Genomic DNA, 26,904 nt, shown 5'->3' with positions numbered 1-26,904 from the left:
TGCCTCACCCACTGAAAAAAACAGGCCGTGGCGGCTACGCTGGAATCAATGCTTGCAGGGAGTACTCATGAAATCGCTACCGCTCCACGCTGCCTTGGCAGCGCTCATCCTGGGCAGCGCCGCGCCGCTTGCGGCCAAGCCGCTGGTGGTGTGTACCGAAGCCAGCCCCGAGGGTTTCGACGTCGTCCAGTACACCACCGCCGTGACGTTCGATGCCTCGTCCGAAACGCTGTTCAATCGCCTGGTCGATTTCACACCTGGGACTACCGACATACAGCCAGCCCTGGCCGAGCGCTGGGACATCTCAGCCGATGGCCTGACCTACACCTTCCACCTACGCCAGGGGGTGAAGTTCCACACCACCGACTACTTCACCCCTACCCGCGACTTCAATGCCGATGACGTGCTGTGGAGCCTGCGCCGCCAACTCGACCCGCAACACCCCTGGCACGACAAGACCAGCGTCGGCTACCCGTATTTCGAAAGCATGGCCTTTGGCAAATTGCTCAAGTCGGTGGACAAGACCGACGATCGTACCGTGGTCATCACCCTGACCCGCCCTGAAGCACCGTTTCTGCGCGACATGGCCATGGGCTTCACCTCGATCTACTCCGCCGAGTACGGCGACCAGTTGCTCAAGGCTGGCAAGACCGGCGACCTCAACAGCAAGCCGATCGGCACCGGCCCGTTCATCTTCCAGCGCTACAACAAGGACGCCCAGGTCCGCTACAAGCCCAACCCGGACTATTTCCGTGGCAAGCCACCGGCCGATGCCCTGATTTTCGCCATCGCCAACGACAGTAACGTACGCCTGCAAAAGCTGCGCGCCAACGAATGCCAGGTGGCGCTGTACCCCAAGCCTGAGGACGTGCCGTCGATCAAGGCCGACCCCAAGCTCAAGGTGGCCAATACCGAAGCACTGGTCACCGGCTACATCGCCATGAACACCGAACACAAATACCTCAGCGATGTGCGTGTGCGCAAAGCCATCAACATGGCCTTCGACCGCCAGGCCCACGTCGACCAGCTGTTCGGCAAAGGCAATGCCGTGGTCGGCATCAACCCCTATCCGCCGAGCATGATCGGCTTCAACCGCGACAACCAAAACCCACCGCGCGACCTCGACCAGGCACGTGCGCTGCTCAAACAGGCCGGTGTGCCGGACGGTACGGTCATCACCCTGTTCACCCGCAGCGGCGGTGGCCCGACCAACCCCAACCCACGGCTGTCGGCGGAAATGCTCCAGGCCGACCTGGCCAAGGTCGGCATCAAGCTCGACATTCGCGTCATGGAGTGGGCAGAGATGCTGCGCCGGGCCAAAAAAGGCGAGGCCGACCTGGTTTCCACAGGCTGGGCAAGCGACAACGGCGACCCGGACAATTTCCTCACCCCGCTGCTCAGTTGCGAGGCGGCGAAAAATGGCGAGAACTACGCACGCTGGTGCAACTCGAAATTCCAGGCGCTGATCAACCAGGCCCGTCAGGTGACCGACAACGGCGAGCGTGCAAGGCTCTATAGCGAGGCATTGAAGGTGTACGATGACGACCAGCCCTGGATCAGCATGGCCCACCCCAAGATATTTACCGCCATGCGTGAGAACGTGGAGGGTTACGTGATCAACCCTCTGACCAACAACAACTTCGCCACCACCAAGGTGAAGTAGAAAAACAACGACCGCTGGCAGCCCACACGGGGACCAGCGGCACTGCCGTACAACGGCTGATGAGGTAACCCCGACAATGTTGAGTTTTATTGCCCGGCGCCTGGGCCTGCTGATCCCGACCTTTTTCGGTATCACCTTGCTGACCTTCGCGCTCATACGCCTGATCCCCGGCGACCCGGTGGAAGTGATGATGGGCGAGCGCAGGGTCGACCCCGAAATGCACGCCCAGGCCATGGAGCGCCTGGGCCTGAACAAGCCGCTGCCGGTCCAGTACCTGGACTATGTGGGCAAGCTCGCCCAGGGTGACCTGGGTGAATCGCTGCGCACCCGCGAAAGCGTGTGGACCGAATTCCTCACCCTGTTCCCAGCCACCCTGGAGCTGGCCTTTGCCGCGCTGCTGTTCGCCGGCATCGTCGGGTTGCTGGCCGGGGTGATCGCCGCGCTCAAGCGCGGCTCGCTGTTCGATCACGGGGTCATGGGCATTTCGCTCGCCGGGTACTCCATGCCGATCTTCTGGTGGGGGCTGATCCTGATCATGTTCTTCTCGGTCAGCCTGGGCTGGACGCCGGTGTCCGGGCGCATCGACCTGCTCTACGACATCGAGCCGAAAACCGGTTTCATGTTGATCGATACCCTGCTCAGCGACGAAGAAGGCGCGTTCAAGGACGCCGTGATGCACCTGATCCTGCCGGCCATCGTGCTGGGCACCATTCCGCTGGCGGTGATCGCCCGCATGACCCGCTCGTCGATGCTCGAAGTGCTGCGCGAAGACTACATCCGCACCGCCCGCGCCAAGGGCCTGTCGCCGGCCCGCGTGGTGTTCGTGCACGGCCTGCGCAATGCGCTGATCCCGGTGCTCACTGTATTCGGCCTGCAGGTCGGCACGTTGCTGGCCGGTGCGGTGCTTACCGAAACCATCTTTTCCTGGCCGGGCATCGGCAAGTGGCTGATCGAAGCCATCGGTGCCCGTGACTACCCCGTGGTCCAGAACGGCATCCTGTTGATCGCCTGCCTGGTGATTCTGGTCAACTTCGTCGTGGACATCCTCTACGGCCTGGCCAACCCACGCATCCGTCATCAGCGCTGAGGCCCCCGCCATGACCAGTCCACTTGCAAAACCCGTCACACCGGCCAGCCCGGTGGACCAAAGCCTGCTCTACCCCTCGCCGTACAAGGAATTCTGGCACGCCTTCTCGCGCAACAAGGGCGCGGTGATGGGCCTGGCCTTCATGTGCCTGGTGGTGTTCTGCGCCCTGTTCGCCCCCTGGGTCGCCCCGCATGACCCGAGCGAGCAGTACCGCGACTTCCTGCTGACCCCACCGGTGTGGCTCGAAGGGGGTACCTGGCAATTCATCCTCGGTACCGACGAGCTGGGTCGCGACCTGCTGTCGCGGTTGATCCAGGGTGCCCGGCTGTCATTGCTGATCGGCTTGTCGTCGGTGGTGATTTCGCTGATCCCGGGGATTCTGCTGGGCCTGCTGGCCGGCTTCTTCCCGCACTTGCTCGGCCCCTCGATCATGCGCCTGATGGACGTGATGCTGGCCCTGCCGTCGCTGTTGCTGGCGGTGGCCATCGTCGCCATCCTCGGCCCCGGCCTGCTCAACACGGTGATCGCCATCGCCATCGTCTCGCTGCCCGCCTATGTGCGCCTGACCCGCGCCGCAGTGATGGGTGAACTGAACCGCGACTACGTCACCGCCGCCCGCCTGGCCGGTGCCAGCCTGCCGCGCCTGATGTTCGTCACTGTGCTGCCCAACTGCATGGCGCCGTTGATCGTGCAGGCCACCTTGAGTTTCTCTTCGGCGATCCTCGACGCCGCGGCCCTGGGTTTCCTGGGCCTGGGCGTGCAACCGCCAACGCCCGAGTGGGGCACCATGCTGGCCTCGGCCCGCGACTACATCGAACGCGCCTGGTGGGTGGTCAGCCTGCCTGGGGTGACCATTCTGCTCAGCGTGCTGGCAATCAACCTGATGGGCGACGGACTGCGTGATGCGCTGGACCCGAAACTCAAGAACGCCGCCTGAGGAGAACGCCATGTCACTGTTGCAGATCAACAACCTCAACGTGCGCTTCGGCGACGCCAACGCGGTACCCGTGGTCGACGGCCTGGACCTGGCAGTGGATGCCGGCGAGATCCTGGCCATCGTCGGCGAATCCGGCTCGGGCAAATCGGTCACCATGATGGCCTTGATGGGGCTGATCGACGCCCCCGGGCGCATCACCGCCGACACCTTGACGTTCAACGGCACCAACATGCTCAAGCTCAGCGGCCGGCAGCGGCGCAAGGTGGTGGGCAAGGACATCGCCATGGTCTTCCAGGACCCGATGACCGCGCTCAACCCAAGTTACACCGTAGGTTTTCAGATCGAGGAAGTACTGCGCCAGCATCTGGGCCTGAAGGGCAAGGCGGCGCGCCAGCGTGCCCTGGAGCTGCTGAAAAAAGTCGAGATCCCGGCCGCAGAAAGCCGCCTGGACGCTTACCCGCACCAATTGTCCGGCGGTATGAGCCAGCGCGTGGCGATTGCCATGGCGATTGCCGGGGAACCCAAGCTGCTGATCGCTGATGAGCCGACCACGGCCCTGGATGTCACCATCCAGGCGCAGATCATGGAGCTGTTGGTGAACCTGCAGAAGGAGCGCAACATGGCGCTCATCCTGATCACCCATGACCTGGCCGTGGTGGCCGAAACCGCGCGACGTGTCTGTGTGATGTATGCAGGCCAAGCCGTGGAAGTGGGCCAGGTGCCCGAGCTGTTCGACGTGCCAGCGCACCCCTACAGCGAAGCGCTGCTGGCGGCGATCCCCGAGCACAGCCTGGGTGCCGAGCGCCTGGCGACGTTGCCCGGCATCGTCCCCGGTCGCTATGACCGGCCGCAAGGCTGCCTGCTGTCGCCGCGCTGCCCCTACGTGCAGGACAACTGCCGGCAACAGCGCCCCCCCCTCGCCCCCCAGGCACATAGCCTGGTGCGTTGTTTCTACCCGCTGAACCAGGAGGTGGCGTGATGGCCGTCGTACTCACTGCCCGCGAGCTGACTCGCCATTACGAAGTGTCCCGTGGCCTGTTCAAGGGCCATGCCCTGGTGCGCGCGCTCAATGGCGTATCGTTCGAACTGGAGGCCGGCAAGACCCTGGCCGTGGTCGGCGAGTCCGGCTGCGGCAAGTCGACCCTGGCCCGCGCGCTGACCTTGATCGAAGAGCCCTCGTCCGGCTCGCTGCAGATCGCCGGCACCGAGGTCAAGGGCGCCAGCAAGGCCGAACGCAAGCAACTTCGCCGTGACGTGCAGATGGTCTTCCAGAGCCCTTATGCCTCGCTGAACCCGCGGCAGAAGATCGGCGACCAGTTGGCCGAGCCGCTGTTGATCAACACCTCGTTGAGCAAGGCCGAGCGGCGCGAGAAAGTGCAGAAGATGATGGAGCAGGTCGGCCTGCGGCCCGAGCATTACCAGCGTTACCCGCACATGTTCTCGGGTGGCCAGCGCCAGCGTATCGCCCTGGCCCGGGCGATGATGCTACAGCCCAAGGTGCTGGTGGCGGACGAGCCGACCTCGGCGCTGGACGTGTCGATCCAGGCACAGGTGCTGAACCTGTTCATGGACCTGCAGAAGGAATTCAATACAGCCTATGTATTCATCTCGCACAACCTCGCCGTGGTGCGGCATGTGGCGGACCACGTGTTGGTGATGTACCTGGGGCGGCCGGCGGAGATGGGGCCTAAGGCGGACATCTACGAGAAGCCGCTGCATCCTTATACACAGGCATTGCTGTCGGCAACGCCGGCGATCCACCCCGACCCGCTGAAACCGAAGATCAGGATTGTCGGTGAGCTGCCCAACCCATTGAACCCGCCGGATGGGTGTGCCTTTCACAAGCGCTGCCCGTATGCAACGGAACGGTGTGGGAAGGAGGTGCCAGCGTTTCGGCAGGTGGGGACGCGGCAGGTGGCGTGCCACTATGCGGAGCAGTTTCTCTAGATCGGTGTGAGGTTTTCGCGGGGCAAGCCCGCTCCCACAGTTACCTCGCCTGGTGGGACATGCGAGGTACCTGTGGGAGCGGGCTTGCCCCGCGAAGGGGCGCAAAGCGCCCCCAAGACTCTCAATGCATGAATATCGCAATCAGGATAATCACCGGAATCGGCACCCCAATCATCCACAGCAGTAATGAGCGCATGATGTTTCTCCTTACTTAACGTTGAATGGTACGACGCGCGGTGTAGTCCACCCCTTCCGCTTCCAGCCATACGACGCGATCACGCTGACGGCCACCGAGCAGCGCGGCAAGGCTGGCGAAGAATGCCCCACACAACAGTGCAACGAAGGTCCACAGGGCCGTCCAGCCCGCCACTTTGGCTGCCGTGTCAGCGGCCTGCTGCACCTCTACCTTGGCCTGTTGAACCTGAGCGAACACTTGATCGACCCGTGCCTCGGCCTCGGCCTGGCTCAGGCGGGTACGCTGGGCCACCAGTTGCGCCAGGTAAGCGCGATCACTTTCGGCCAGCGTCCCTTGCGCGATGGACTTGGCAATAATGCGCGCCGCAATACCATTGGCGGCGTCATCACTGACAGGTGCCGGGCCGTCATTGCGGAACAGGCTGTCAACGAAATAGGCATTGGGATCAGGCTTTGGCGCCATGCTGGCAGCAGCCCCTACCGCGCTCGCCCCGGCTTGCGCACCGGCAGTGGCAAGGCCACCGGCGGTGCTCAGTATCAACATGGCCGCCACCAGCGTGGCCACTGCCCAGGCAAGGAAGCCATGGGCCGTATCACGAAAATACACTTCATCACCCTGCAGATTGGCCCACTTCACCCGCAGCCGACCGGCGATATAGCCGCCCAAGCCTGAGGCGAAGATCTGTGTCAGTAGCAGCCAGATGATCGCCGAAACACCCAGGGTCTGGGCGCTGGCACCTTCATCAGCCCAAGGTGAGGTGGCCGCGAAGCCTAGCCCCGCACCCAGCACCACCAGGATCAATGACAACGCGGCAGCCGCTGCGGCCCCCGCTAAAATGGCCGCCCAGGACACGCCAGAGCGATGCTGTGAATCGACATACGGGTAATCGGCAGAGGGGATCATGGTTTTTCGCCTTTGTAGTGATCAACAAGTCCGTTCGCCCTAGAGCCAGTGCAGGGGGTGTGCCAGTTGTGTCAAAAAATGACACCCAACTGAATCAATGACTTAAATCACTGGGCCAGCCAAAGACCGTGCAAAATGCCGGATTCACCACACGCCAACGCCGTGTTCTGCAATGCCGGTTGATCTGGCACTATCTGCCCATGACCTCCCAGTACCCAGCCGACGGCCCGCAACAGACGCCCATCACCGCCGAAACTGTGATGCGCTACCACTTGTGCTGGAAGCACCGCGACCTCGACGGCGTGATCGCGCTCTATCACCCCGACGTCCAGTACCACGACTTCTTCCAGAACCGCGTGCTCGGCTTCGACGCGCTGCGCGACTACGTGCGCGCCTGCCTGCCCCATGAAGCCGGCGAGGACATCGTCCACAGCGACCGAATCCGCGTCGATGGCTGCACTGCGTTCATCCAGTACCAGGTCACGGTGCAGGGCGGTGAAGGCCTGGTGGCGTTCCAGTCCAGCGAGGCCATCACCGTCAAGGACGGGCTGATCTGGCGCGTCAACGAATACGCCACGCTGGTCCGGCAGAACAACCGAGAGCAAGCTGGCAGCGGCCCGCGCCCGGCCACCAGCCGCCTGGGCCTTTCACCGCGCCAGCTGTCGACCATGGCCCAGGACCTGGAGTGCTACTTCCAGCGTCAACGCCCCTACCTCGACCCTGAACTTGACTTGCAGCAGGTCGCCGATGCCAGCGGCTACAGCCGCAACCAGATCTCCTACCTGCTCAACCAGGTGCTTGGCCAAAGCTTCTACCGCTACGTGAACCAGGCGCGGCTACAGCACCTGATGGCCAGCCTGAACGACGACAGCGTCGAGGCAACGATCGATGAGCTAGCGTTCAGCGCGGGCTTCAATTCGCTGTCGGCGTTCTACAAGTGCTTCCGTGAACAGACCGGGCTCACACCCAAGGCCTACCTCAAGCAAATTTCCCTGCGTGCACGCACGTAAGACAGCCCTCCCCCAACGCCACTAGGATCGCCCACAGACCTTGACGGATGTGGAGCCGAAACTGATGCAACCCCTGCGCACGCTCAGCCTGTGGATGGACCAGCTCGACGAGCCGCTGTGCGCGCGCCCAGCACTGCGAAACGACCTTGACGTTGACGTGTGCATCATCGGCGCCGGCTACACCGGCCTATGGACCGCGTACTACCTAAAGCGCCAGGCGCCCCAGCTGAACATTGCCGTGATCGAAGCCAACATCGCCGGCTTCGGCGCCTCTGGGCGCAATGGCGGCTGGCTGATGGGCAACCTGCTCGGCGAAGACCGCCTGCTTGCCGCTCTGTCGCCGCAACAACGCCGCGCCAGCATCGACCTGCTGCATGGCATCCCCGATGAAGTCCACGCCGTGCTGCAACGCGAAGCCATCGACTGCGACTACCGCAAAGGTGGCGTGCTGTACTGCGCCGCCCGCTACCCGGAACAGGAACGCAGCCTGCGTGCCTACCTCGATGACCTGTACCGCCAGGGCATGACCGAGGATGACTACCGCTGGCTGCGGCCCGAGCAACTGGACGCACAACTGCGGGTGAGCAACGCCTACGGCGCGATCTACAGCCCGCACACCGCGACCATCCAGCCCGCCAAGCTGGCCCGCGGCCTGGCCCGAGCGGTAGAGGCGCTGGGCGTGCCGATCTACGAGAACACCCCTGCCATCGACTGGCAGCCCGGTGAAGTTCGCACCCCCTTGGCGCGCATCCGCTGCCAGTGGACGGTGCCCGCCGTGGAAGGTTACGCCGCCAGCCTGCCACCGCTGGGCAAGCATCAGCTACCGGTGCAGAGCTTGCTGGTGGCGACCGAGCCACTGCCCGATTCGATTTGGGAGCAGATCGGCCTGGCCGAGGGCCAAGCCTTCAGCGAAAGCAGCCGTCAGGTTACCTACGGCCAGCGCACCGCCGACAACCGCCTGGTGTTCGGCGCCCGTGGCGGCTATCGCTTCGGTGGCCGCCTGCGCGAAGACTTCACCCTGACCGAAGCCGAAGTCGAACTGCGCCGCTACCTGTTCAGCGAGCTGTTCCCGCAGCTCAAGCATGTGCGCATCACCCACTCCTGGGGCGGCAACCTGGGCATGGCCCGACGCTTCCGACCGCACATGCTGTGCGACCGCCAGCGCGGCATCGCCTTGGCCGGCGGCTACGGCGGCGAGGGGGTCGGCGCCACCAACCTCGGCGGGCGGACGTTGGCGGCACTGATCCTCAACCAGCACAACGCACTGACCGCGCAACCCTGGGTACTCGACAACCGCCCATTGTCGAGCCTGGCCAGCTGGCCACCCGAGCCCTGCCGCTGGTTGGGCTACAACGCGATCATCCAGAGTTTCGTCCACGAGGACCGCACCCTCGCCAACCGCGCCAGCGCACCGTGGCGGCGGCGCCTGGCCAGCTCACTGGCAGACTTCATGGAAGGCTTCATGCACTGACTTACCGTTCACCTACACAGGATCCACCGGTCATGAACATCACTCACTTCAAACACACTGAAAGCGCCGTCCTGGACAGCACCAACCCGGTCGCAGTGCCGCTCGGCGAGCCCGTGGCGGTGACCTCGGTCACCTGCGTGGAGCGCAGCGATGGCGTCGAAACCGGCATCTGGGAGTGCAGCCCCGGGCGCTGGCGACGGCAGATCGTGCAACAAGAGTTCTGCCACATCATCAAGGGCCGCTGCACCTTCACCCCCGACGGTGGCGAGCCCCTCTACATAGAAGCCGGAGACGCACTGACGCTACCGGCCAACAGCACCGGCACCTGGGACATCCTGGAGACCGTGCGCAAGACTTACGTGCTTATTTTCTGATCCGCTGATCGCCTGCCTTCGATAACAACAGACAAAGCAAGGTAAACCCGACATGCGCACCCTTCTTCTTGCACCTCTGATGCTGGCCGCCAGCATGGCCAACGCCGCCGACACGGTGAAGATCTACAACTGGTCCAGCTATGTCGCGCCGGACACCCTGAAGCACTTTCAGCAAACCACCGGCATCAATCCCACCTACGACGTGTACGACAGCAACGAAACCCTCGATGGCAAGCTGATGACCGGCAATTCCGGCTACGACGTGGTGTTTCCGTCCAACCACTTCATGGCCCGGCAGATTCAGGGCAAGGCCCTGAAGAAGCTGGACAAGTCGCAGTTGCCCAACTGGCAAAATCTCAACCCGGTGCTGCTCAAGGCACTTGAGGTCAACGACCCGGGCAACCAGTACGGCTTCCCGTACCTCTGGGGCAGCACGGGCATTGGCTACAACATCGATAAGGTCAAGGCAGTCCTCGGCGACAACGCGCCGCTGGACTCATGGGACCTGATCTTCAAGCCCGAGTACATGAGCAAGCTGAAAAGCTGCGGCGTCGCAGTGCTGGACAACGGCCCCGAGCTGCTGCCGATTGCCCTGCATTACCTGGGCTTACCGCATCACAGCCAGGACCCGAAGGACTACGAGAAGGCCAAGGACTTGCTGATGAAGGTGCGGCCGTACATCAGCTACTTCCATTCATCCAAGTACACCGGTGACCTGGCCAATGGCGATATCTGCGTGGTGGTGGGCTTCTCCGGTGACGTGCTGCAGGCGAAAAACCGCGCTGATGAAGCAAAGAATGGGGTGAAGGTGGGGTATTCGATCCCCAAGGAAGGCGCGCCGATGTGGTTCGACATGGTTGCCATGCCGGCCGATGCCCCCGATGAGAAGGCGGGGTATGCCTACATGAACTACCTGCTGCAGCCGGAGGTGATGGCCAACATCAGTAACCACGTGCAGTACGCCAACGGCAACCTCAAGGCTGACGGCCTGGTGGACCCGGCGATGAAGGGCAATACGATGATCTACCCCAGTGACGAAGTGATGGGCAAGCTGTATGCGCTGGAGGCGATGCCGGCCAAGCTCGACCGCATTCGCACCCGGATCTGGACCAGTATCAAAGCCGGAAACTGACAACAGCTTCAAGCCGCAAGCTACAAGAAAGGCGGGCCAATACAGGCTCGCTTCCACTTGTAGCTTCCAGCTTGAGGCTCGAAGCTGCTTTTAGTGGTGCTCGCGAGTAGCGCGGAATTTCACATCCGGCCAGCGCTCTTCCATCAACGCCAGGTTGACCCGGGTCGGCGCCAGGTAGGTCAGGTGGCCGCCACCGTCGATGGCCAGGTTCTCCATGGCCTTGGTCTGGAATTCCTCGAGCTTCTTCTTGTCATCACAGCTGATCCAGCGCGCCGACCACACGGTGATCGGCTCGTAGGCGCACTCGACTTTGTACTCTTCCTTCAAACGGCTGGCCACTACGTCGAACTGCAGCACACCGACCGCACCGAGGATGATGTCGTTGCTGCGCTCGGGGAAGAACACCTGGGTCGCCCCCTCTTCGGCCAGCTGCTGCAGACCCTGGCGCAGCTGCTTGGACTTGAGCGGGTCCTTCAGGCGCACACGGCGGAACAGCTCCGGAGCAAAGTGCGGGATACCGGTGAAGCCCAGTGCTTCGCCTTCGGTGAAGGTGTCGCCGATCTGGATGGTGCCGTGGTTGTGCAGGCCGATGATATCGCCGGCAAAGGCTTCTTCCAGCTGCTCGCGCTCGGACGAGAAGAAGGTCAGTGCGTCACCGATGCGCAGGTCCTTGCCGGTACGCACGTGGCGCATCTTCATGCCCTTCTCGTACTTGCCCGAGCAGATGCGCATAAAGGCGATACGGTCACGGTGTTTCGGGTCCATGTTCGCCTGGATCTTGAACACGAAGCCTGTGAACTTCTCTTCTACCGGCTCCACGGTACGCTCGTGCGCCACACGGGCCAGCGGGCGCGGCGCCCAGTCGACAACGGCGTCGAGCACATGGTCGACACCGAAGTTGCCCAGTGCGGTACCGAAGAACACTGGGGTCAGTTGGCCGTTGATGAACTCGTCCTGATCGAATTCATGGCAGGCGCCCTGCACCAGCTCAAGCTGTTCGAGGAAGCGATCATATTCGTCACCCAGGTGCGCACGGGCTTCATCGGAATCAAGCTTCTCGATGATTTTTACCTCGGTACGCTCATGGCCGTGGCCCGGGGTGTAGACGATGATGTAGTCGCCGGCCAGGTGGTACACACCCTTGAAGTCGCGGTAGCAACCGATCGGCCAGGTGATTGGCGCGGCCTTGATCTTCAGCACCGCCTCGATTTCGTCGAGCAGTTCGATCGGGTCGCGGATATCACGGTCGAGTTTGTTGATGAAGCTGACGATGGGCGTGTCACGCAGGCGGCAGACGTCCATCAGGGCGATGGTCCGCGGCTCTACACCTTTACCGCCGTCGAGCACCATCAGCGCCGAGTCCACCGCGGTCAGGGTGCGGTAGGTGTCTTCCGAGAAGTCTTCGTGGCCGGGGGTGTCGAGCAGGTTGATCATGTGCTCGCGGTACGGGAACTGCATCACCGAGGTGGTGATGGAGATGCCGCGCTGCTTCTCCATTTCCATCCAGTCGGAGGTGGCGTGGCGGTCGGACTTACGCGACTTCACGGTACCGGCGACGGCAATGGCCTTGCCCATCAGCAGGAGCTTCTCGGTGATGGTGGTCTTACCGGCGTCGGGGTGGGAAATAATTGCGAAAGTGCGGCGCTTCGCGACTTCGGCGGCCTGGTTGGTCATGGGAAATCGCCTGACTGGGGGATTCGAAAAGGGGCAATATCATACCTGAGTTTGGCCGGGGACCAAAATTTGATCCCCGCCCCCCGTGGAGCGGATGCTGAGTTACTTGCTGCTAGTGGCGCTATCGGTGAACCCATCCAAGGTGACAGGAGGGCGACCCGGCATGCGCGCCACCAGCTCAAGCGTCCCCCCCATCGCTTCAACATAGCTGCGCAGTGTAGAAATCAGCATATCGGAGCGATTTTCGACCTTGGAGATGTTGCCCTGCCTGATATCCAGCCTTTCGGCCATGCTTTCCTGGGTCAGCTCAAGCTGCTTGCGCAACGCCTGCAATGTCATCTCTTCGCGTATCAGCTCACGCCCTCGCGCTTCGGCTGCCACCTGCAGTTCCAGTGGCAAACTCTCAATGACCTCATCAAGTGTCTTGGACATTGCTATCTCCTTCTCGTAAATACTTGTCGAAACGATCATCGGCCCGCTTGATCAGTCTCCGGTAAAACAGTGCTTCGCTGAGTCCCGTCTTATTTCCAGCTACCAGAGCTACGGCTTTACGCGCTGGGTCAAAAGCAAATGCAACACGCCAGACTCCATCACACGCAGAAAATCTCAGCTCTTTCATGTTGTTGTGACGAGACCCCTTCAGTGTGTCCACCCTCGGCCTACCCAGGGTTGGCCCTTGAAACTCCAATAGCCTCAGATGGGCCACGAGCTCTTTCTGGACCTGCTTGTCGAACCCTTCGAACTCCACGACGAATTCGGTACAGAAATGTATCGACCAAGACAAAATATACCCCCCAAAGAATATTTCTTCAAATAGATATCAAGGAAATCGAGAGAGGAATTTTGTCCATCAGGACAAATGGATCGAAAGCAGGTAAACCAACGCCTTAAGGTAGGAATTGCGCTGTTTTTTCGTACGAAAGTTCACTGACCCAGTGATTAACACTGGCCAAATGCCGCCTCAGATGGGAACCTTTACGCCCTCGGAGACGTCCACTCCCCTGCAACCCGCTTCGCTTGGGGACTGGTTTCATCAGCTTTTTCGGGCCCGACGGGGTTCGGCTCATGGCCTGATCGCTGCCTTGCGCACGCATCACGCTGCTACTCGCGAACACACCCACCGCCGCCAGTGATGGCCGGCAAAAAAAGAAGTGTGCTCGCCGACAACACAAGGAGTCCGCCTGTGGCTACACGCTACGGAAAAGGGCTGTTGGGATGCGCCACCGTGCTCGTCATCCTGGCCCTGCTGATCCACTGGATCGGCATCGACACGATCGCGCGTTACCGCGACGATCTTGGGTTCTACCTGCAAGCGCACCTGGTACTGGTGCTGGCTTCGATGGCGGCGGCGTTGGCCGTGGGCATCCCCGCCGGCATTGCGTTAAGTCGACCGCACCGGGTCGACAAAGCCGAACGCTTCATGCAGTTCTTCAACGTTGGCAACACCATCCCCCCTCTGGCCGTTCTGGCCATCGCGCTCAGTATCCTGGGCATCGGCGCCGGGCCCGCGATCTTCGCGCTGTTCCTCGCCTCCCTCCTGCCCATCGTGCGCAACACCTACGAGGGCCTGAAAAACGTCCCCGCCTCGCTCAAGGAAGCCGCCACCGGCATCGGCATGACCCCGCGCCAGCAACTGTGGCAGGTGGAATTGCCCAATGCCGTGCCGATCATCGTCGGCGGTGTGCGTGTGGCCCTGGCCCTGAACGTGGGCACCGCGCCCCTGGCGTTCCTGATCGGCGCCAACAGCCTGGGCAGCCTGATCTTCCCTGGCATCGCCCTGAACAACCAGCCGCAGCTGCTGCTGGGCGCCGCTTGTACGGCGCTGCTGGCATTGCTGCTCGACGCCCTGGTGAGCTTCTCCAGCAGGCGCTGGCTGGAACGTGGCCTGGCCCAATAAGAAGAGGGAACGTATGAAGAAGAGAATCGCCTTGCTGCTGGGCGCGGCCCTGCTGTTCGCAGGTTTTGCCCAGGCAGCGGACAAACCGCTGATCCGTATCGGTGCGCGGGTGTTCACCGAACAGACCGTGCTTGCCGAAATCACCGCCCAATACCTGCGCGCAAACGGTTTCGATGTGCGCGTGACCACCGGCCTTGGCAGCAACATCGCCCGCCAGGCACAAGAGACCGGCCAGCTCGACCTGATGTGGGAATACACCGGTGTATCGCTGGTGTCGTACAACCACATCGACGAACGCATGCCCAACGCCGAGGCCACCTACGCCAAGGTCAAGGCACTGGACGCGAAGAAGGGCCTGATCTGGCTGACCCCCTCGAACTTCAGCAACACCTATGCCCTGGGCCTGCCCAAGCAAGTGGCCGAAGCCTACCCGCAGGTCAACTCGATCAGCGACCTCAACCAGGTGCTGCGTGATGAGCACGACCGCACCCACCTGGTGGCCCTGGACACCGAGTTCGCCAACCGCCCTGATGGGCTGGTAGGCCTGCGCGAGCTGTACGGCTTGCCGCTGGACCGCCGCAACATCCGCCAGATGGATGGCGGCCTGGTGTACACCGCGATGCGCAACAACCAGGTGTTCGCCGGCCTGGTGTACACCACCGACGGGCGCCTGAACGCCTTCGACCTCAAACTGCTGGACGACGACAAGCACTACTTCCCCGACTACACCGCCGCCCCGGTGGTGCGCAAAGCCGTGCTCGACGCCAACCCCAACCTGGCCACCCTGCTCAAGCCGCTGGCCGAGCAGCTCGACGACGAAACCATGCGCCAGCTCAACGCCCAGGTCGACGTCGAACACCAGAACCCCACCGCCGTGGCCGCAGCCTTCCTGCGTGAGCATCCTTTGAAGGAGGTACAGCCATGAGCCTGCTCGACACCTTCGCCCACCTTGACTGGGCCCAGGTCCTGCAACTGACCTGGCAACACATCATGCTGGTTGGCATCGCCGTCAGCCTGGCCATCCTCGTCGGCGTGCCACTGGGCATCCTGATGACCCGCTTCCCGGCCGTCGCAGGCCCGCTGCAGGCCAGCGCCACGGTGCTGCTGACCATTCCCTCGATCGCCCTGTTCGGCCTGCTGCTGCCGTTCTATTCCAAGTTCGGCCAAGGCCTCGGCCCGCTGCCGGCGATCACTGCGGTATTCCTCTATTCACTGCTGCCGATCCTGCGCAACACCTACCTCGCCCTGACCAACGTCGAGCCCGGTATCCGTGAAGCCGCGCGCGGTATCGGCATGACCTTCGGCCAACGCCTGCGCATGGTCGAGCTGCCGATTGCGGTGCCGGTGATCCTCGCCGGCGTGCGCACCGCCGTGGTGATGAACATCGGCGTGATGACCATCGCCGCGACCATCGGTGCCGGTGGCCTGGGCGTGCTCATCCTGACCTCCATCAGCCGCAGCGACATGTCGATGTTGCTGGTCGGCGCCGTGCTGGTCAGCCTGCTGGCGATCATCGCCGACCTGCTCCTGCAAACCCTGCAACGTGCCCTGACTCCAGAAGGACTGCGCTCATGATCGAACTCAAGAACCTCAGCAAAACCTTCAACGTCAACGGCAAGGACGTCAAAGCCGTCGACGCGGTCAGCCTGACCGTCAACGAAGGCGAAATCTGCGTATTCCTCGGCCCCTCGGGCTGCGGCAAGAGCACCACGCTGAAGATGATCAACCGCCTGATCACGCCCACCTCCGGCCAGGTGTTCATCAATGGCGAAGACACCAGCGGGCTGGACGAAGTCACCCTGCGCCGCCACATTGGCTACGTGATCCAGCAGATCGGCCTGTTCCCCAACATGACCATCGAGGAGAACATCACCGTGGTCCCGCGCCTGCTCGGCTGGGACAAGCAGAAGTGCCACGACCGCGCCCGCGAGCTGATGCACATGATCAAGCTCGAGCCAAAGCAGTACCTGCAGCGCTACCCGCGTGAGCTTTCCGGTGGCCAGCAGCAGCGTATCGGCGTGATCCGCGCGCTGGCTGCCGACGCGCCGGTGCTGTTGATGGATGAGCCGTTCGGCGCAGTCGACCCGATCAACCGCGAGATGATTCAGAACGAGTTCTTCGAGATGCAGCGGGCGTTGAACAAGACCGTGATCATGGTCAGCCACGACATCGACGAAGCGCTCAAGCTGGGCGACAAGATCGCCATCTTCCGTGCCGGCAAGCTGTTGCAGCTGGACCACCCGGACACCCTGCTGGCGCACCCGGTGGATGACTTCGTCAGCAACTTCGTCGGCCAGGACAGCACCTTGAAACGCCTGTTGCTGGTGCGTGCCGAAGATGCGGCGGACAACGCCCCGTCAGTCAGCCCGGACACGCCAGTGAGCGATGCGCTGGAGCTGCTGGACGAGCACGACCGCCGCTATGTAGTGGTGACCGATGCGCAGAACAAGGCGCTGGGCTATGTGCGCCGGCGCGACATGCACCGCCAGCAAGGGGCCTGCGGCGACTTCCTGCGCCAGTTCAATGCCACCGCATCGCACGATGAGAACCTGCGCATCCTGCTGTCGCGGATGTACGAGTTCAACCGGGCGTGGTTGCCGGTGCTGGATGCCGAGCAGGTGTTCTTGGGCGAGGTGACGCAGGAGTCGATTGCGGCTTACTTGAGCTCGGGGCGATCGCGTGGGGCGAAGACCAGCATCGTGTCACCGGCTGAGGCGGTGGTTTCCTGATTTTTTGGGGGCGCTTTGCGCCCCTTTCCGACCGGTCCGGCGCCCCGGCAAGGCCGCTCCTACACATCTGTGGGGAGCGGGCTTGCCCCGCGAATGGGACGACGCTGTATCAGAACCCTACACTGGCCTGCACATAAAAGGTCCGCGGCTCACCCACATAGAGGCCAGCATTGTTGTCGCTGGAGCGGGTGAAGTACTGCTTGTCGAACAGGTTCTTCACCCCCGCCGCCACCTTCATGTTGGCCGTCTGCGGCCCGAAGTCATACCCCCCACGGGCATGCCAGGTCACGTAACCCGGAATATCCCCATACTGCCCATCGGCACTCGGCTCGGTGATGTAGTCACCATTGAAGCTGCCATCACTATTGATCCCGGTGCCCGGCGCACGCTGCTTGGATTGGGCATAGGCGTCCAGGTTCCAGGTCCAGCGGTTGATCGCATAGCGCACGCCGGCAGTGGCCACCTGGCGTGAGTAGAACGGCAGGTCACGCCCCTTGAAGCCTGGGATCTCCCCTTCGTAAGTGGCACGGGTATAGGTGTAGCCGCCATTCACCGACAGGCCTTCAAGCCGCGGGTCCAGCCCGGCCAGGTCATAACGCACCGACGCTTCGATACCCTGGTGCTTGGTGGCGCCCAGGTTGGTCCAGCCGACATCGTTGCTGATGTACTGCAGCTCGTCATCGAAGTCGATGTAGAACGCTGTCAGCTCACCGGCGAAGCCGCCGTTGTCATAGCGCGTACCCACCTCATAAGTCTTGGCCTTTTCCGGCTCCAGGCCGTTGGCCGTGCTGTTGCCGGTACCGCCCTGGCCCAGCTGGAAGTACTGCAGGCTGCCGAACGAGGTCTCGTAGTTGGCGAACACCTTCCAGGCATCGGAGAGGTGGTACATCACGCTCAGTGCCGGCAGCGGTTCGTTGCTGGTGATGCTGCGCTTCTTCTCTGCCACCGGGCGGTTGTTGGCGCCCAGCACCGGGCGGTCGCGCCAGTCGGTGTTGATGTGCTCGAAGCGGATACCGGGGGTGATGGTCCAGTTGCCGACGTCGATCTTGTCGTCGATGTAGTAGGCGCTGGCCTCGGTGCCGCCGCTACGGTCCTGGAACACATGGCCGTCAGAGGTCGGAGTGGGCGTCGGCACGTTGTCGATCAGCGCCAGGCGGGTCGACTGCTCGCGCATGGCCTCTTTCAGGTAGCGGTAACCCACACTGACTTCCTGGGTAGTGGGGCCGGCGAAGAAGATCCGCGACAGGCGCGGTTCGATTGCGAAGGTGTGGTAGTTGCGCGGGTACGACGACAGGGTCTTCAAGTCACGCGAGGCAATGGCGCTGCCACGGAAGCTGTCGGTGTAGTAGGTCAGCACTTCGAACTGGGTAGCGTCGTCGAGCTGGCGCTGCCACTTGAACGATACATCCTTGCGCCGGCCGGCGAAGTAGTCGTAGTCGCGCAGTGACTGGTACGGGTTGCTGTCGTACTGAGCCTGGGTCAGGCCGCCGGGCATGTCGGCACGGCCATCGTAGTAATGGAAGTTGAGCCAGAACTCATCGACGTCGGTCGGGGCCCAGTGGGTCTTGAGGATCACATCGTCGATGTCGTTGCCGTTGTTGCTCTCGCGGTAACCGTTGCCGTTCACCCCGGTGTACAGCAGTGCTACGCCCATGCCGTTGTCGGCGGTGCCGCCGACGAAGGCCGACTCGGTGTGCTTCCAGCCGCCATGCTGCGAGGTTTCCAAGGTGGTGGAAAGCTCAGCCGAGGCCTTCTCTGGGATCGCCCGGGTGACGAAGTTGATCACCCCACCGACGTTCTGCGGGCCGTAGCGCACAGAACCTGCGCCGCGTACCACGTCGATGCTGTCCAGGTTGCCCGAAGAGATCGGCGCCATCGACAGCTGCGGCTGGCCATAAGGGGCGAACGCCGCCGGGATGCCATCGATCAACACGGTCGAGCGGGGCGACAGCCGCGAGGTCAGGCCGCGCACGCCAACGTTCAGCGACAGGTCGCTGCCACCGGTGCCGTTGGAATCCTGCACCTGCACGCCAGGGATGCCGCGCAGCACGTCGCGAACGTTCATTGCACCCTGCTCGAGCATGGCCTCGCGACGCACCACGGTGCGCGCGCCGGGGTGGTTCTGCACCACGGCCTGGTCGGCATCGCCCAGCCAGTCACCGACCACCTTGATGTCGGTGGGCGCCAGCTCCAGGCTACCGCTGCCCAGGTCGAGGGTGGTCGGCAGCGGCTTTACCACCACTGTGTCCTGGGCCATCTCGAAGGTCAGCCCGCTGCCTTGCAGCAACTGTTGCAGCGCCTGCACCGGCGCCAGGTTGCCGGACACCGCCGGGGCCTGTTTGCCGGCCACAAGCTCAGGGCTGTAGAACAGTTGCAGGTTGGTCTGCTGGCCCAATTGGCTCAGGGCCGAGGCCAGCGGTTGTGCCTGGATCTGGATTGCGCCGCCAGCCTGTTCGGCGTGGCTGTTGACGGCCACGGCACTGACCGCGAGGGCCAGCGCCAGGGCGCGAAAGCGTGGCAAGGATTTGTTGTTGTTCACGTCGTCAGACATCCTGAAGTGCGGGATAAACGCCAACCGCATGCAAATGTAAATGCTTGGCAGTTGCAGCTGGCGAGGAAGACGAACGAGCTGAAATAAACCTGAATCTATTTCGCGATTATTTCGCGAGAGCCGTCTTCATGGGCTTTGATGACCACCGGCAAGATGCTCGGCAAGGCGCGCAGCAGTGCATCGGTGTCGTCGGTGCTGAAGGTGCTTGAGAGGCGCATCTGTGCCACTTTGCCGGGGGCAACCCGCAGCGGCTGTGTGCGGTAGCGGGAAACTTCGGCCACCACCTCGGCCAGGGTGGCGTTGTCGAACACCAGCTTGCCCTGGCGCCAGGCAGTCAGGGCTGCGGCATTGACCGCGTAGGGCGCCGCCACCTTGCCTTGTGCATCTATATGCGCGCCCAGGCCGGCCGTCAGTTGCGCCAGCGAAGCATCCTTGCCCTGCACCCGTACCGAGCCTTGCTCGACCGCTACGCGGGTGGCGGCCGGGTCCAGCCGTACATCAAAGCGGGTGCCGGTGACGGTCACGCTGCCTTGGGCCGTGTCGACCACGAACGGTCGGCTGCTGTCGTGGGCGACGATGAACATCGCCTCACCGGCGTTCAGTTGAATGTGCCGCCGCCCCGCGCTGAAATCGACCTGCAACTGCGTACCGCCGTTGAGCGTCAGCTGCGAGCCGTCCGGCAGTTCGACCTGGCGGCGCTCACCGAAGGCAGTCTGTAACAGGTCCTGATGATTGAGGCGCTGGTACTGCCAGCCACTCCAGCCGAGCCCCAGGGCAACCACTGCCACACCGGCCGCCAAAGCCTGGCGCAGCAAACGCCGCCGTGGCAACTGGCGCACGGGCGCTGGCGCGCACAGGGCATTGAGGCGCTGGCGCGGTATGAAGTCGGCGGCGCGCCAGAGGCTGGCCAGCTGCTGGTATTCCTCGCGATGGCGTGGGTCCGCCTCCAGCCACCCTTGCAAGCGGGCCAGCAGCTCGGCATCCCGCGGCGCATCCTGCACGCGGGCGAACCATTCGGCCGCCTGCTCGCGGACGCTATCGGTACCGTGCCGTTTCATCGAAAAGGTCTCCTGACTCATCATGCCGACACATCCAGGTGCTCACGCAGGTGTCGGAGGGTGCGGATCATATACTTTTCGACCATGTTCTTGCTCAAGCCCATGCGCTCGGCAATCTCGGCCTGGGTCAGGCCTTCGAGCTTCTGCCAGATGAACACCCGCCGGCAGTTGAGCGGCAACTCGGCCAGCGCCCGCTCGACACTGTCGGCAAGCTCCAGCGCGTGTACGTAGGCTTCAGGGTCACCGCTGTGGCTGGCGCTTTCCTCAAAGGCTTCCAGCGCCAGTACCTGGCGCCGGTCTTCACGGCGAAAACCGTCCACGGCAATGTTGCGGGCGGTCTGGTGCAGGTAGGCGCGGGGCTGCTCGACCTGTTCGCGGGGGTTTTCCAGTACCCGTACGAAGGCATCGTGAGCGAGGTCCTCGGCCTGCTGACGACTGCGCAGCTTGCGCGTCCAGGTGCCGATCAGCTCATGGTAGTGGTCGAGGAAGCCTTTGGGTCCGGACACGGTCGGGGTTCGTCAGGGAGGCAGATAAGGGTGCGAATAGTAATGTTTCTCATCAAGAACGGCAAATCCGTCAGTCGGTAACAAAAAATTTATACGGATTTCAGGCACTGCAGTGCCAGGAAAATGTGGCCATAAATATGAACACCTCAGGGCCATTCGCGGGTGACCCCGCGCCGACAGGATTAGCGCAATCCCTATGGGAGCGGGTTCACCCGCCAAAGGGCCGATACGGTCCATTCCACAATATTTAACGCTTCAAACATCCCAAGGAACATCTGCCGGTCACATGAGTCGGTTATTCAAATGGCAGGTCGTCGATCCGCGACGAACATGCCCGGATTGCCTGTTGATCTTGCATTCTTCACGCCCTAAAGTGCGCGCCGAACGTCCATGCTGGAAACGATCCATCCGGCTCAAGTACTGAGTAGGCGAACCAAAGTGGGGATACGGAGGACGTTCAGTTTGCAGCCACTTATCTTTTCAGTTTGCCCATGGAGTCCCTGAGCATGTCGATCCAGGTCGAAGACTATTTCGCGCGTGACACCTTCCAGAAAATGAAGGCGTTCGCCGACAAGCAAGAAACCCCGTTCGTACTCATCGATACCCAGATGATCAGCAAGGCCTACGACGACCTGCGCGCCGGTTTCGAATTCGCCAAGGTCTACTACGCAGTCAAGGCCAACCCGGCGGTCGAGATCATCGACCTGCTCAAAGACAAAGGCTCGAGCTTCGACATCGCCTCGATCTACGAGCTGGACAAAGTGATGGACCGTGGCGTCAGCGCCGACCGCATCAGCTACGGCAACACCATCAAGAAATCCAAGGATATCCGCTACTTCTACGAGAAGGGCGTGCGCCTGTACGCCACCGACTCGGAAGCCGACCTGCGCAACATCGCCAAGGCCGCGCCGGGTTCCAAGGTCTACGTGCGTATCCTCACCGAAGGCTCCACCACTGCCGACTGGCCGCTGTCGCGTAAATTCGGCTGCCAGACCGACATGGCCATGGACCTGCTGATCCTCGCTCGCGACCTGGGCCTGGTGCCGTACGGCATTTCCTTCCACGTCGGTTCGCAGCAACGCGACATCAGCGTGTGGGACGCGGCCATCGCCAAGGTCAAAGTGATCTTCGAGCGCCTGAAGGAAGAAGACGGCATCGAGCTGAAACTGATCAACATGGGTGGCGGCTTCCCGGCCAACTACATCACCCGTACCAACAGCCTGGAAACCTACGCTGAAGAGATCATCCGCTTCCTGAAGGAAGACTTTGGTGACGACCTGCCGGAAATCATCCTCGAGCCAGGCCGTTCGCTGATCGCCAACGCCGGCATCCTGGTCAGCGAAGTGGTGCTGGTAGCGCGCAAGTCGCGTACCGCGGTCGAGCGTTGGGTGTACACCGACGTGGGCAAGTTCTCCGGCCTGATCGAAACCATGGACGAGTCCATCAAGTTCCCGATCTGGACCGAGAAGAAAGGCGAGATGGAAGAAGTGGTCATCGCCGGCCCGACCTGCGACAGCGCCGACATCATGTACGAGCACTACAAGTACGGCCTGCCGCTGAACCTGGCGATCGGCGACCGCCTGTACTGGCTGTCGACCGGTGCCTACACCACCAGCTACAGCGCGGTGGAATTCAACGGCTTCCCGCCGCTGAAGGCTTACTACCTGTAATGAAGAACGGGGCCGAAAGGCCCCGTTTTCATGTGTGTCAATGCCGGCCTCATTCCCGACGCTGTTCGAGTTCCTCGGCGTACCCGGCAGCATACCCCACCAGCAACGGTCCAGCGCCCTGCAGCGTGGCCACCGCACTGCGCAGAAAATTCACATTCCCCTCAACCCGCGCACGCTCCAGCCAAGGCCCAGCCTCAGCCACCTGCCCACGCTCGACCAGCACCAGCGCCAGGCTGAACATGCCGCGAAAGTCCCCCGCCTCTGCCGAACGTCGATACCAGCGCACTGCCCGCGCCGGGCTGGGTGCCGTGGCGATGCCCTGTTCCAGGTAACGCCCATACAAGTTCATCGACTTGGCATGCCCCATGTGCGCCGCTTTCTCGTAACAGAGCAACGCCTGGGCCTGGTTTGCCGGTACCCCACGCCCGGTGGCCAGCAGGTTACCTAGGTTGTAAAGGCCCCAGCCCAGCCCCGCGTCAGCCGCACGCGCATAGTGGATGGCCGCCTGCGAAAGGCTCACCTCCCCCCCCCAGCCATGTTCCAGGCAACGCCCAAGCATGTTGTGCGCCATGGCACTGCCGGCCTGGGCGGCGATGCCGAACCAGCGCCGGGCCACACCGGCATCGGCTTCGATGCCACGCCCGTCGAGCAGAATCTGCCCCAGCAGCAACTGCGCCTCGACCGCCCCCTGCCCCGCTGCCGCCAGGATCGCCTGGGCAGCCTTGCCGGGGCTGTCTTCGAGCATGGCCTTGAGGCCTGCAACATCCATCACTTCTTCACGACGCAATTGGTATGACACGTCTCAGACCTCGGCCCAGCGGCGCAGCAGGTTGTGGTAGGTACCCGTCAACTGCAGCAGCGAAGGGTGTTCGGGCACATCGGCGGTGAGTTGCTGGATGGCATTGTCCATCTCGAACAACAGCGCCCGCTGGCTGTCTTCGCGCACCAGGCTTTGCGTCCAGAAAAACGCAGCATAGCGCTGGCCGCGTGTCACCGGGTTGACCTTGTGCAAGCTGGTGCCGGGGTACAGCACCAGGTCGCCGGCCGCCAGCTTCACCTGCTGCATGCCATAAGTGTCCTGGATCACCAGTTCGCCGCCGTCGTAACTGTCCGGGTCGCTGAGGAACAGCGTTGACGACAGGTCGGTACGCACCCGCTCCGCGCTGCCCTTGGGCTGGCGCAGGGCATTGTCGATGTGAAAGCCGAAGTTGCCGCCTTCGCGGTAGCAATTGATCAGCGGTGGAAAGACCTTGTGCGGCAGCGCTGCCGACATGAACCGGGGCGTGTTCCACAGGCGGTCGATCAATGCGCTGCCGAGCTCCTTGGCCAGCGGGTGGCCTTCAGGCAACTGCAGGTTGTGCTTGGCCTTGGCCGACTGATAACCCGCCGTGACCTTGCCATCGGCCCAGTCGGCCTGCTCCAGGGCCTCACGGATACGCGCGAGTTCGTCGGCATCGAACAGGCCGGGAATGTGAAGCAGCATGGCGGCGGCACCTGGGCAAATGTAAAGGCGTCAATGATATTGATTACCTTTTACACACCACAAGCCCCATTCGCCGCTTAAGACGTTTCAGCCGACGAAAACCGTAACGGCAAACTGTAAAGATTGTAAATTCTTCACAAATGGTAACGACTCTCAATTGTTAGTCACAATTGCTTACATTAAGATCCGCCGCCTTATCACCTTGGGGAAGGTCCTTACCAATGCGTCACTACGTGCCATCTGCTGTGAGTTCACCACGCCTGATCGTGACCGCTATCGGCGTCGCCATCACTGCTTCGACCGCCTATGCTGCCGAGCCTGCCGCCAACCGTGCCGTTACCCTTGATGCCACCAGCGTCAACGGCAAGGCCGAACAGGCCAGCACCGACTACAAGGTCGAGAAAGCCTCGTCGCAGAAGTACACCGCGCCGCTGGTCGATACACCGCGCTCGGTCACGGTGATTCCGCAGCAGGTGATCAAGGACACCAACGCCCTCAGCCTGCAGGACGCCCTGCGTACGGTACCTGGCATCACCTTTGGTGCCGGTGAAGGCGGCAACCCCCAGGGCGACCGCCCGTTCATCCGCGGCTTCGACGCCCAGGGCGATACCTACTTGGACGGCGTGCGTGATACCGGCGCGCAAACCCGTGAGATCTTCGCCATCGAGTCGGTGGAAGTGGCCAAGGGCCCGAACTCGGCCATCGGTGGCAGAGGCGCCGCAGGCGGCACCATCAACCTGGTGAGCAAGCGTGCGCACCTGGGCAACTCGCTGGACGGCGCCTGGACCTGGGGCAGTGACCAGACCCAACGCTACACCTTCGATGGCAACTACCAGTTCAGCGACACCGTCGCCGGTCGTCTCAACCTGATGACCCACGAGAGCAACGTCGCCGGCCGTGACAAGGTCAACTACGACCGCTGGGGCATCGCCCCATCCCTGGCCTTCGGCCTGGGCACGCCGACCCGCGTCAACCTCGACTACTACCACCTGGAAAGCGACGACCTGCCGGACTCGGGCATCCCCTACACCATCCCGACCTCGGGCAGCGGCGGGCGCACCTCGGCGCACCCGAGCAAGCCGAACGACGGTGGCGACAGCGACAACTTCTACGGCCTGACCGGCCGTGACTTCCGCAAGAGCCGGGTCGACATCGCCACCTTCGCGATCGAACACGACCTGACCGACTCGCTGACCGTCAAGAACACCCTGCGCCATGGCAACAGCATGCAGGACTACATCCTGACCCAGCCGGACGACAGCAAGGGCAACGTCAACAACGGCAGCGTCTGGCGCCGTGCCAACAGCCGCGTCGGCAACACCGCCACCACCACCAACCAGACTGACCTGTTTGGCGAGTTCTACCTGGGCGGCATGAAGAACAGCTTCTCCACCGGTATCGAGCTGAGCCGCGAAGAGAGCAAGCGTTCGTCCTACACCGTCGACACCGATACCGTGCCGGGGGGCAGCGCCAACAGCAACTGCACCCCAGGCATGATCGGCGCCAGCAGCGGCTACAACTGCACCTCGCTGAGCAACCCGAACCCGGACGACCCTTGGAACGGCAACATTGCGCGCAACTACGCGGGCACCGACACCAAGAGCAACACCCGCGCCCTCTACGTGTTCGACACCCTGGAGCTGACGCCTGACTGGCTGCTGAACATGGGCCTGCGCTACGACCACTTCGACACCCAGTACCGCACTTACGATGCCGCCGGCGCTACCGTGGTGAACAGCAAGGGCGTTGCTTCCAAGGGCCGTGACACCAGCGAGTTCATCACCGGCCAGCTGGGCCTGGTCTGGAAACCGGCCGAAAACGGCAGCATCTATGTTTCCTACGCAACCTCCGCAACGCCACCCGGCGCAATGCTGGGTGAAGGCACCGAAGGCAACCCGCTGGGCAACACCAGCGACCGCGCCGGCAACCTGCTGAGCAGCGACATGGAGCCGGAAGAAACTACCAACTACGAGATCGGCACCAAGTGGGACCTGCTCGACCAGCGCCTGTCCCTGGCCGCCGCGCTGTTCCGCACCGAGAAGGAAAACGCTCGCGTGCAGGTAGATACCACCAGCTACGAAAACGTCGGTGAAACCCGCGTGCAGGGCATCGAGCTGTCGGCCAGCGGCAAGCTGACCGACAAGTGGCAGGTTTTCGCCGGTTATACCTACATGCAGGCCCGCCAGATCGACGGTGGCCCGCTGGGCAAGGCCAACGACGGCAACCAGCTGCCGAACACGCCGAACAACAGCGCCAGCCTGTGGACCACTTACGCGATCACGCCGAAGCTCACCGTCGGTGGCGGCGCGTTCTATGTGGATGACGTCTACGGCAGCGTGGCCAACACCACCATGGTCGACAGCTATGTACGTTACGACGCCATGGCGGCCTACAAGCTGACCAAGAACGTCGACCTGCAGCTGAACGTGCAGAACCTGACCAACGAGGTGTACTACGACAAGGCATTCTCCACCCACTTCGCCAACCAGGCGGCGGGCCGGACCGCGTTGCTGACCACCAGCGTCCACTTCTAAAGCAGCAACCCGGAGCCCCGTTCATTCCAGTGAGCGGGGCTTTTGCGTACCAAGGCATAATGCACGCCGCGCAGGTTGCGGC

24 protein-coding genes are annotated in these 26,904 nt (G+C 62.6%); 15 read left to right on the top strand and 9 right to left on the bottom strand.

Annotation, left to right across the window (positions count from 1 at the left end):
* Positions 1-67 precede the first annotated feature (67 nt).
* The 5 genes from LOY26_RS04580 (at position 68) to LOY26_RS04560 (ending at position 5,634) form a co-directional block, all read left to right on the top strand.
* Complete coding sequence (locus LOY26_RS04580; protein WP_047581366.1) at positions 68-1,663, top strand: ABC transporter substrate-binding protein; 1,596 nt, start codon at positions 68-70, stop codon at positions 1,661-1,663.
* 76 nt (positions 1,664-1,739) lie between these two features.
* A complete protein-coding gene (locus LOY26_RS04575) occupies positions 1,740-2,750 on the top strand; it encodes an ABC transporter permease subunit (protein WP_016485006.1) in 1,011 nt (336 codons plus the stop codon).
* A gap of 10 nt (positions 2,751-2,760) precedes the next feature.
* The gene (locus LOY26_RS04570; protein ID WP_033701137.1) at positions 2,761-3,687 is read left to right on the top strand and encodes an ABC transporter permease subunit; all 927 of its coding nucleotides are present in this window, start codon (positions 2,761-2,763) and stop codon (positions 3,685-3,687) included.
* A gap of 10 nt (positions 3,688-3,697) precedes the next feature.
* On the top strand, positions 3,698-4,666 hold the full coding sequence (locus LOY26_RS04565; RefSeq protein WP_033701138.1) for an ABC transporter ATP-binding protein: 969 nt from the start codon (positions 3,698-3,700) through the stop codon (positions 4,664-4,666).
* Positions 4,666-5,634, top strand: coding sequence for a peptide ABC transporter ATP-binding protein (locus LOY26_RS04560; protein ID WP_033701139.1), 969 nt, complete (start codon positions 4,666-4,668; stop codon positions 5,632-5,634). Before LOY26_RS04565 ends, LOY26_RS04560 begins: the two co-directional genes overlap by 1 nt.
* Before the next feature lie 211 nt (positions 5,635-5,845).
* Here the strand turns inward: LOY26_RS04560 and LOY26_RS04555 are convergent, their stop codons facing one another.
* Positions 5,846-6,733 (bottom strand): hypothetical protein, encoded by an 888-nt coding sequence (locus LOY26_RS04555; protein WP_186657022.1) that lies wholly within the window; start codon positions 6,731-6,733, stop codon positions 5,846-5,848.
* Positions 6,734-6,933: 200 nt separating this feature from the next.
* On the opposite strand from LOY26_RS04555, the gene LOY26_RS04550 reads away from it, so the two are divergent.
* The 4 genes from LOY26_RS04550 (at position 6,934) to LOY26_RS04535 (ending at position 10,720) form a co-directional block, all read left to right on the top strand.
* Positions 6,934-7,743: an AraC family transcriptional regulator gene (locus LOY26_RS04550; protein WP_186657020.1), complete on the top strand. Its 810-nt coding sequence runs from the start codon at positions 6,934-6,936 to the stop codon at positions 7,741-7,743.
* Positions 7,744-7,807: 64 nt separating this feature from the next.
* Positions 7,808-9,214: an FAD-binding oxidoreductase gene (locus tag LOY26_RS04545; protein WP_186657017.1), complete on the top strand. Its 1,407-nt coding sequence runs from the start codon at positions 7,808-7,810 to the stop codon at positions 9,212-9,214.
* Positions 9,215-9,246: 32 nt separating this feature from the next.
* Positions 9,247-9,588 (top strand): cupin domain-containing protein, encoded by a 342-nt coding sequence (locus LOY26_RS04540; RefSeq protein ID WP_033701144.1) that lies wholly within the window; start codon positions 9,247-9,249, stop codon positions 9,586-9,588.
* A gap of 52 nt (positions 9,589-9,640) precedes the next feature.
* Positions 9,641-10,720, top strand: coding sequence for a polyamine ABC transporter substrate-binding protein (locus LOY26_RS04535; RefSeq protein ID WP_258714450.1), 1,080 nt, complete (start codon positions 9,641-9,643; stop codon positions 10,718-10,720).
* A 90-nt stretch (positions 10,721-10,810) separates the two neighbouring features.
* Here the strand turns inward: LOY26_RS04535 and LOY26_RS04530 are convergent, their stop codons facing one another.
* From LOY26_RS04530 to LOY26_RS04520, 3 genes are all read right to left on the bottom strand, one after another.
* Positions 10,811-12,394 (bottom strand): peptide chain release factor 3, encoded by a 1,584-nt coding sequence (locus tag LOY26_RS04530; protein WP_033701146.1) that lies wholly within the window; start codon positions 12,392-12,394, stop codon positions 10,811-10,813.
* A gap of 102 nt (positions 12,395-12,496) precedes the next feature.
* Positions 12,497-12,826: a helix-turn-helix domain-containing protein gene (locus LOY26_RS04525; protein ID WP_033701147.1), complete on the bottom strand. Its 330-nt coding sequence runs from the start codon at positions 12,824-12,826 to the stop codon at positions 12,497-12,499.
* Positions 12,810-13,142, bottom strand: a complete 333-nt coding sequence (locus LOY26_RS04520; protein WP_258714449.1) for a type II toxin-antitoxin system RelE/ParE family toxin — start codon at positions 13,140-13,142, stop codon at positions 12,810-12,812. The genes LOY26_RS04525 and LOY26_RS04520 overlap by 17 nt, the downstream gene beginning before the upstream one ends.
* A gap of 435 nt (positions 13,143-13,577) precedes the next feature.
* On the opposite strand from LOY26_RS04520, the gene LOY26_RS04515 reads away from it, so the two are divergent.
* The 4 genes from LOY26_RS04515 to LOY26_RS04500 are packed head-to-tail and all read left to right on the top strand — an operon-like array spanning position 13,578 to position 17,020.
* Positions 13,578-14,291, top strand: a complete 714-nt coding sequence (locus LOY26_RS04515) for an ABC transporter permease (protein ID WP_033701148.1) — start codon at positions 13,578-13,580, stop codon at positions 14,289-14,291.
* Between the two features lie 13 nt (positions 14,292-14,304).
* Positions 14,305-15,216 (top strand): glycine betaine ABC transporter substrate-binding protein, encoded by a 912-nt coding sequence (locus LOY26_RS04510; RefSeq protein ID WP_095064044.1) that lies wholly within the window; start codon positions 14,305-14,307, stop codon positions 15,214-15,216.
* Positions 15,213-15,866, top strand: a complete 654-nt coding sequence (locus LOY26_RS04505; protein WP_008090677.1) for an ABC transporter permease — start codon at positions 15,213-15,215, stop codon at positions 15,864-15,866. Before LOY26_RS04510 ends, LOY26_RS04505 begins: the two co-directional genes overlap by 4 nt.
* Positions 15,863-17,020 (top strand): betaine/proline/choline family ABC transporter ATP-binding protein, encoded by a 1,158-nt coding sequence (locus LOY26_RS04500; RefSeq protein ID WP_033701154.1) that lies wholly within the window; start codon positions 15,863-15,865, stop codon positions 17,018-17,020. Before LOY26_RS04505 ends, LOY26_RS04500 begins: the two co-directional genes overlap by 4 nt.
* A gap of 109 nt (positions 17,021-17,129) precedes the next feature.
* On the opposite strand, the gene LOY26_RS04495 is transcribed toward LOY26_RS04500, so the two are convergent.
* The 3 genes from LOY26_RS04495 to LOY26_RS04485 form a co-directional block, all read right to left on the bottom strand.
* Positions 17,130-19,559, bottom strand: coding sequence for a TonB-dependent receptor (locus tag LOY26_RS04495; RefSeq protein WP_186662916.1), 2,430 nt, complete (start codon positions 19,557-19,559; stop codon positions 17,130-17,132).
* Positions 19,560-19,666: 107 nt separating this feature from the next.
* On the bottom strand, positions 19,667-20,629 hold the full coding sequence (locus LOY26_RS04490; protein WP_186662915.1) for a FecR family protein: 963 nt from the start codon (positions 20,627-20,629) through the stop codon (positions 19,667-19,669).
* Between the two features lie 20 nt (positions 20,630-20,649).
* Entirely contained in the window at positions 20,650-21,135 is a 486-nt protein-coding gene (locus tag LOY26_RS04485) for a sigma-70 family RNA polymerase sigma factor (protein WP_186657000.1), read from the bottom strand.
* Between the two features lie 506 nt (positions 21,136-21,641).
* Here LOY26_RS04485 and LOY26_RS04480 point away from each other — a divergent pair.
* Positions 21,642-22,805 carry a type III PLP-dependent enzyme gene (locus tag LOY26_RS04480; protein ID WP_047581355.1) on the top strand — a complete coding sequence of 388 codons (1,164 nt, stop codon included), beginning with the start codon at positions 21,642-21,644 and terminating at the stop codon, positions 22,803-22,805.
* 49 nt (positions 22,806-22,854) lie between these two features.
* Here the strand turns inward: LOY26_RS04480 and LOY26_RS04475 are convergent, their stop codons facing one another.
* On the bottom strand, positions 22,855-23,604 hold the full coding sequence (locus LOY26_RS04475) for a tetratricopeptide repeat protein (protein WP_186656997.1): 750 nt from the start codon (positions 23,602-23,604) through the stop codon (positions 22,855-22,857).
* Positions 23,605-23,607: 3 nt separating this feature from the next.
* Positions 23,608-24,288: a Fe2+-dependent dioxygenase gene (locus LOY26_RS04470; protein WP_186662914.1), complete on the bottom strand. Its 681-nt coding sequence runs from the start codon at positions 24,286-24,288 to the stop codon at positions 23,608-23,610.
* Positions 24,289-24,509: 221 nt separating this feature from the next.
* On the opposite strand from LOY26_RS04470, the gene LOY26_RS04465 reads away from it, so the two are divergent.
* A complete protein-coding gene (locus LOY26_RS04465; protein WP_186656991.1) occupies positions 24,510-26,822 on the top strand; it encodes a TonB-dependent siderophore receptor in 2,313 nt (770 codons plus the stop codon).
* Positions 26,823-26,904: the final 82 nt, after the last annotated feature.

It is taken from the genome of Pseudomonas sp. B21-047, assembly GCF_024748775.1.
In the GTDB taxonomy this organism is placed as follows: domain Bacteria; phylum Pseudomonadota; class Gammaproteobacteria; order Pseudomonadales; family Pseudomonadaceae; genus Aquipseudomonas; species Aquipseudomonas capeferrum.
The sequence above is the reverse complement of the archived record's forward strand: the minus strand, read 5'-3'. Positions and strand labels throughout refer to the sequence as shown.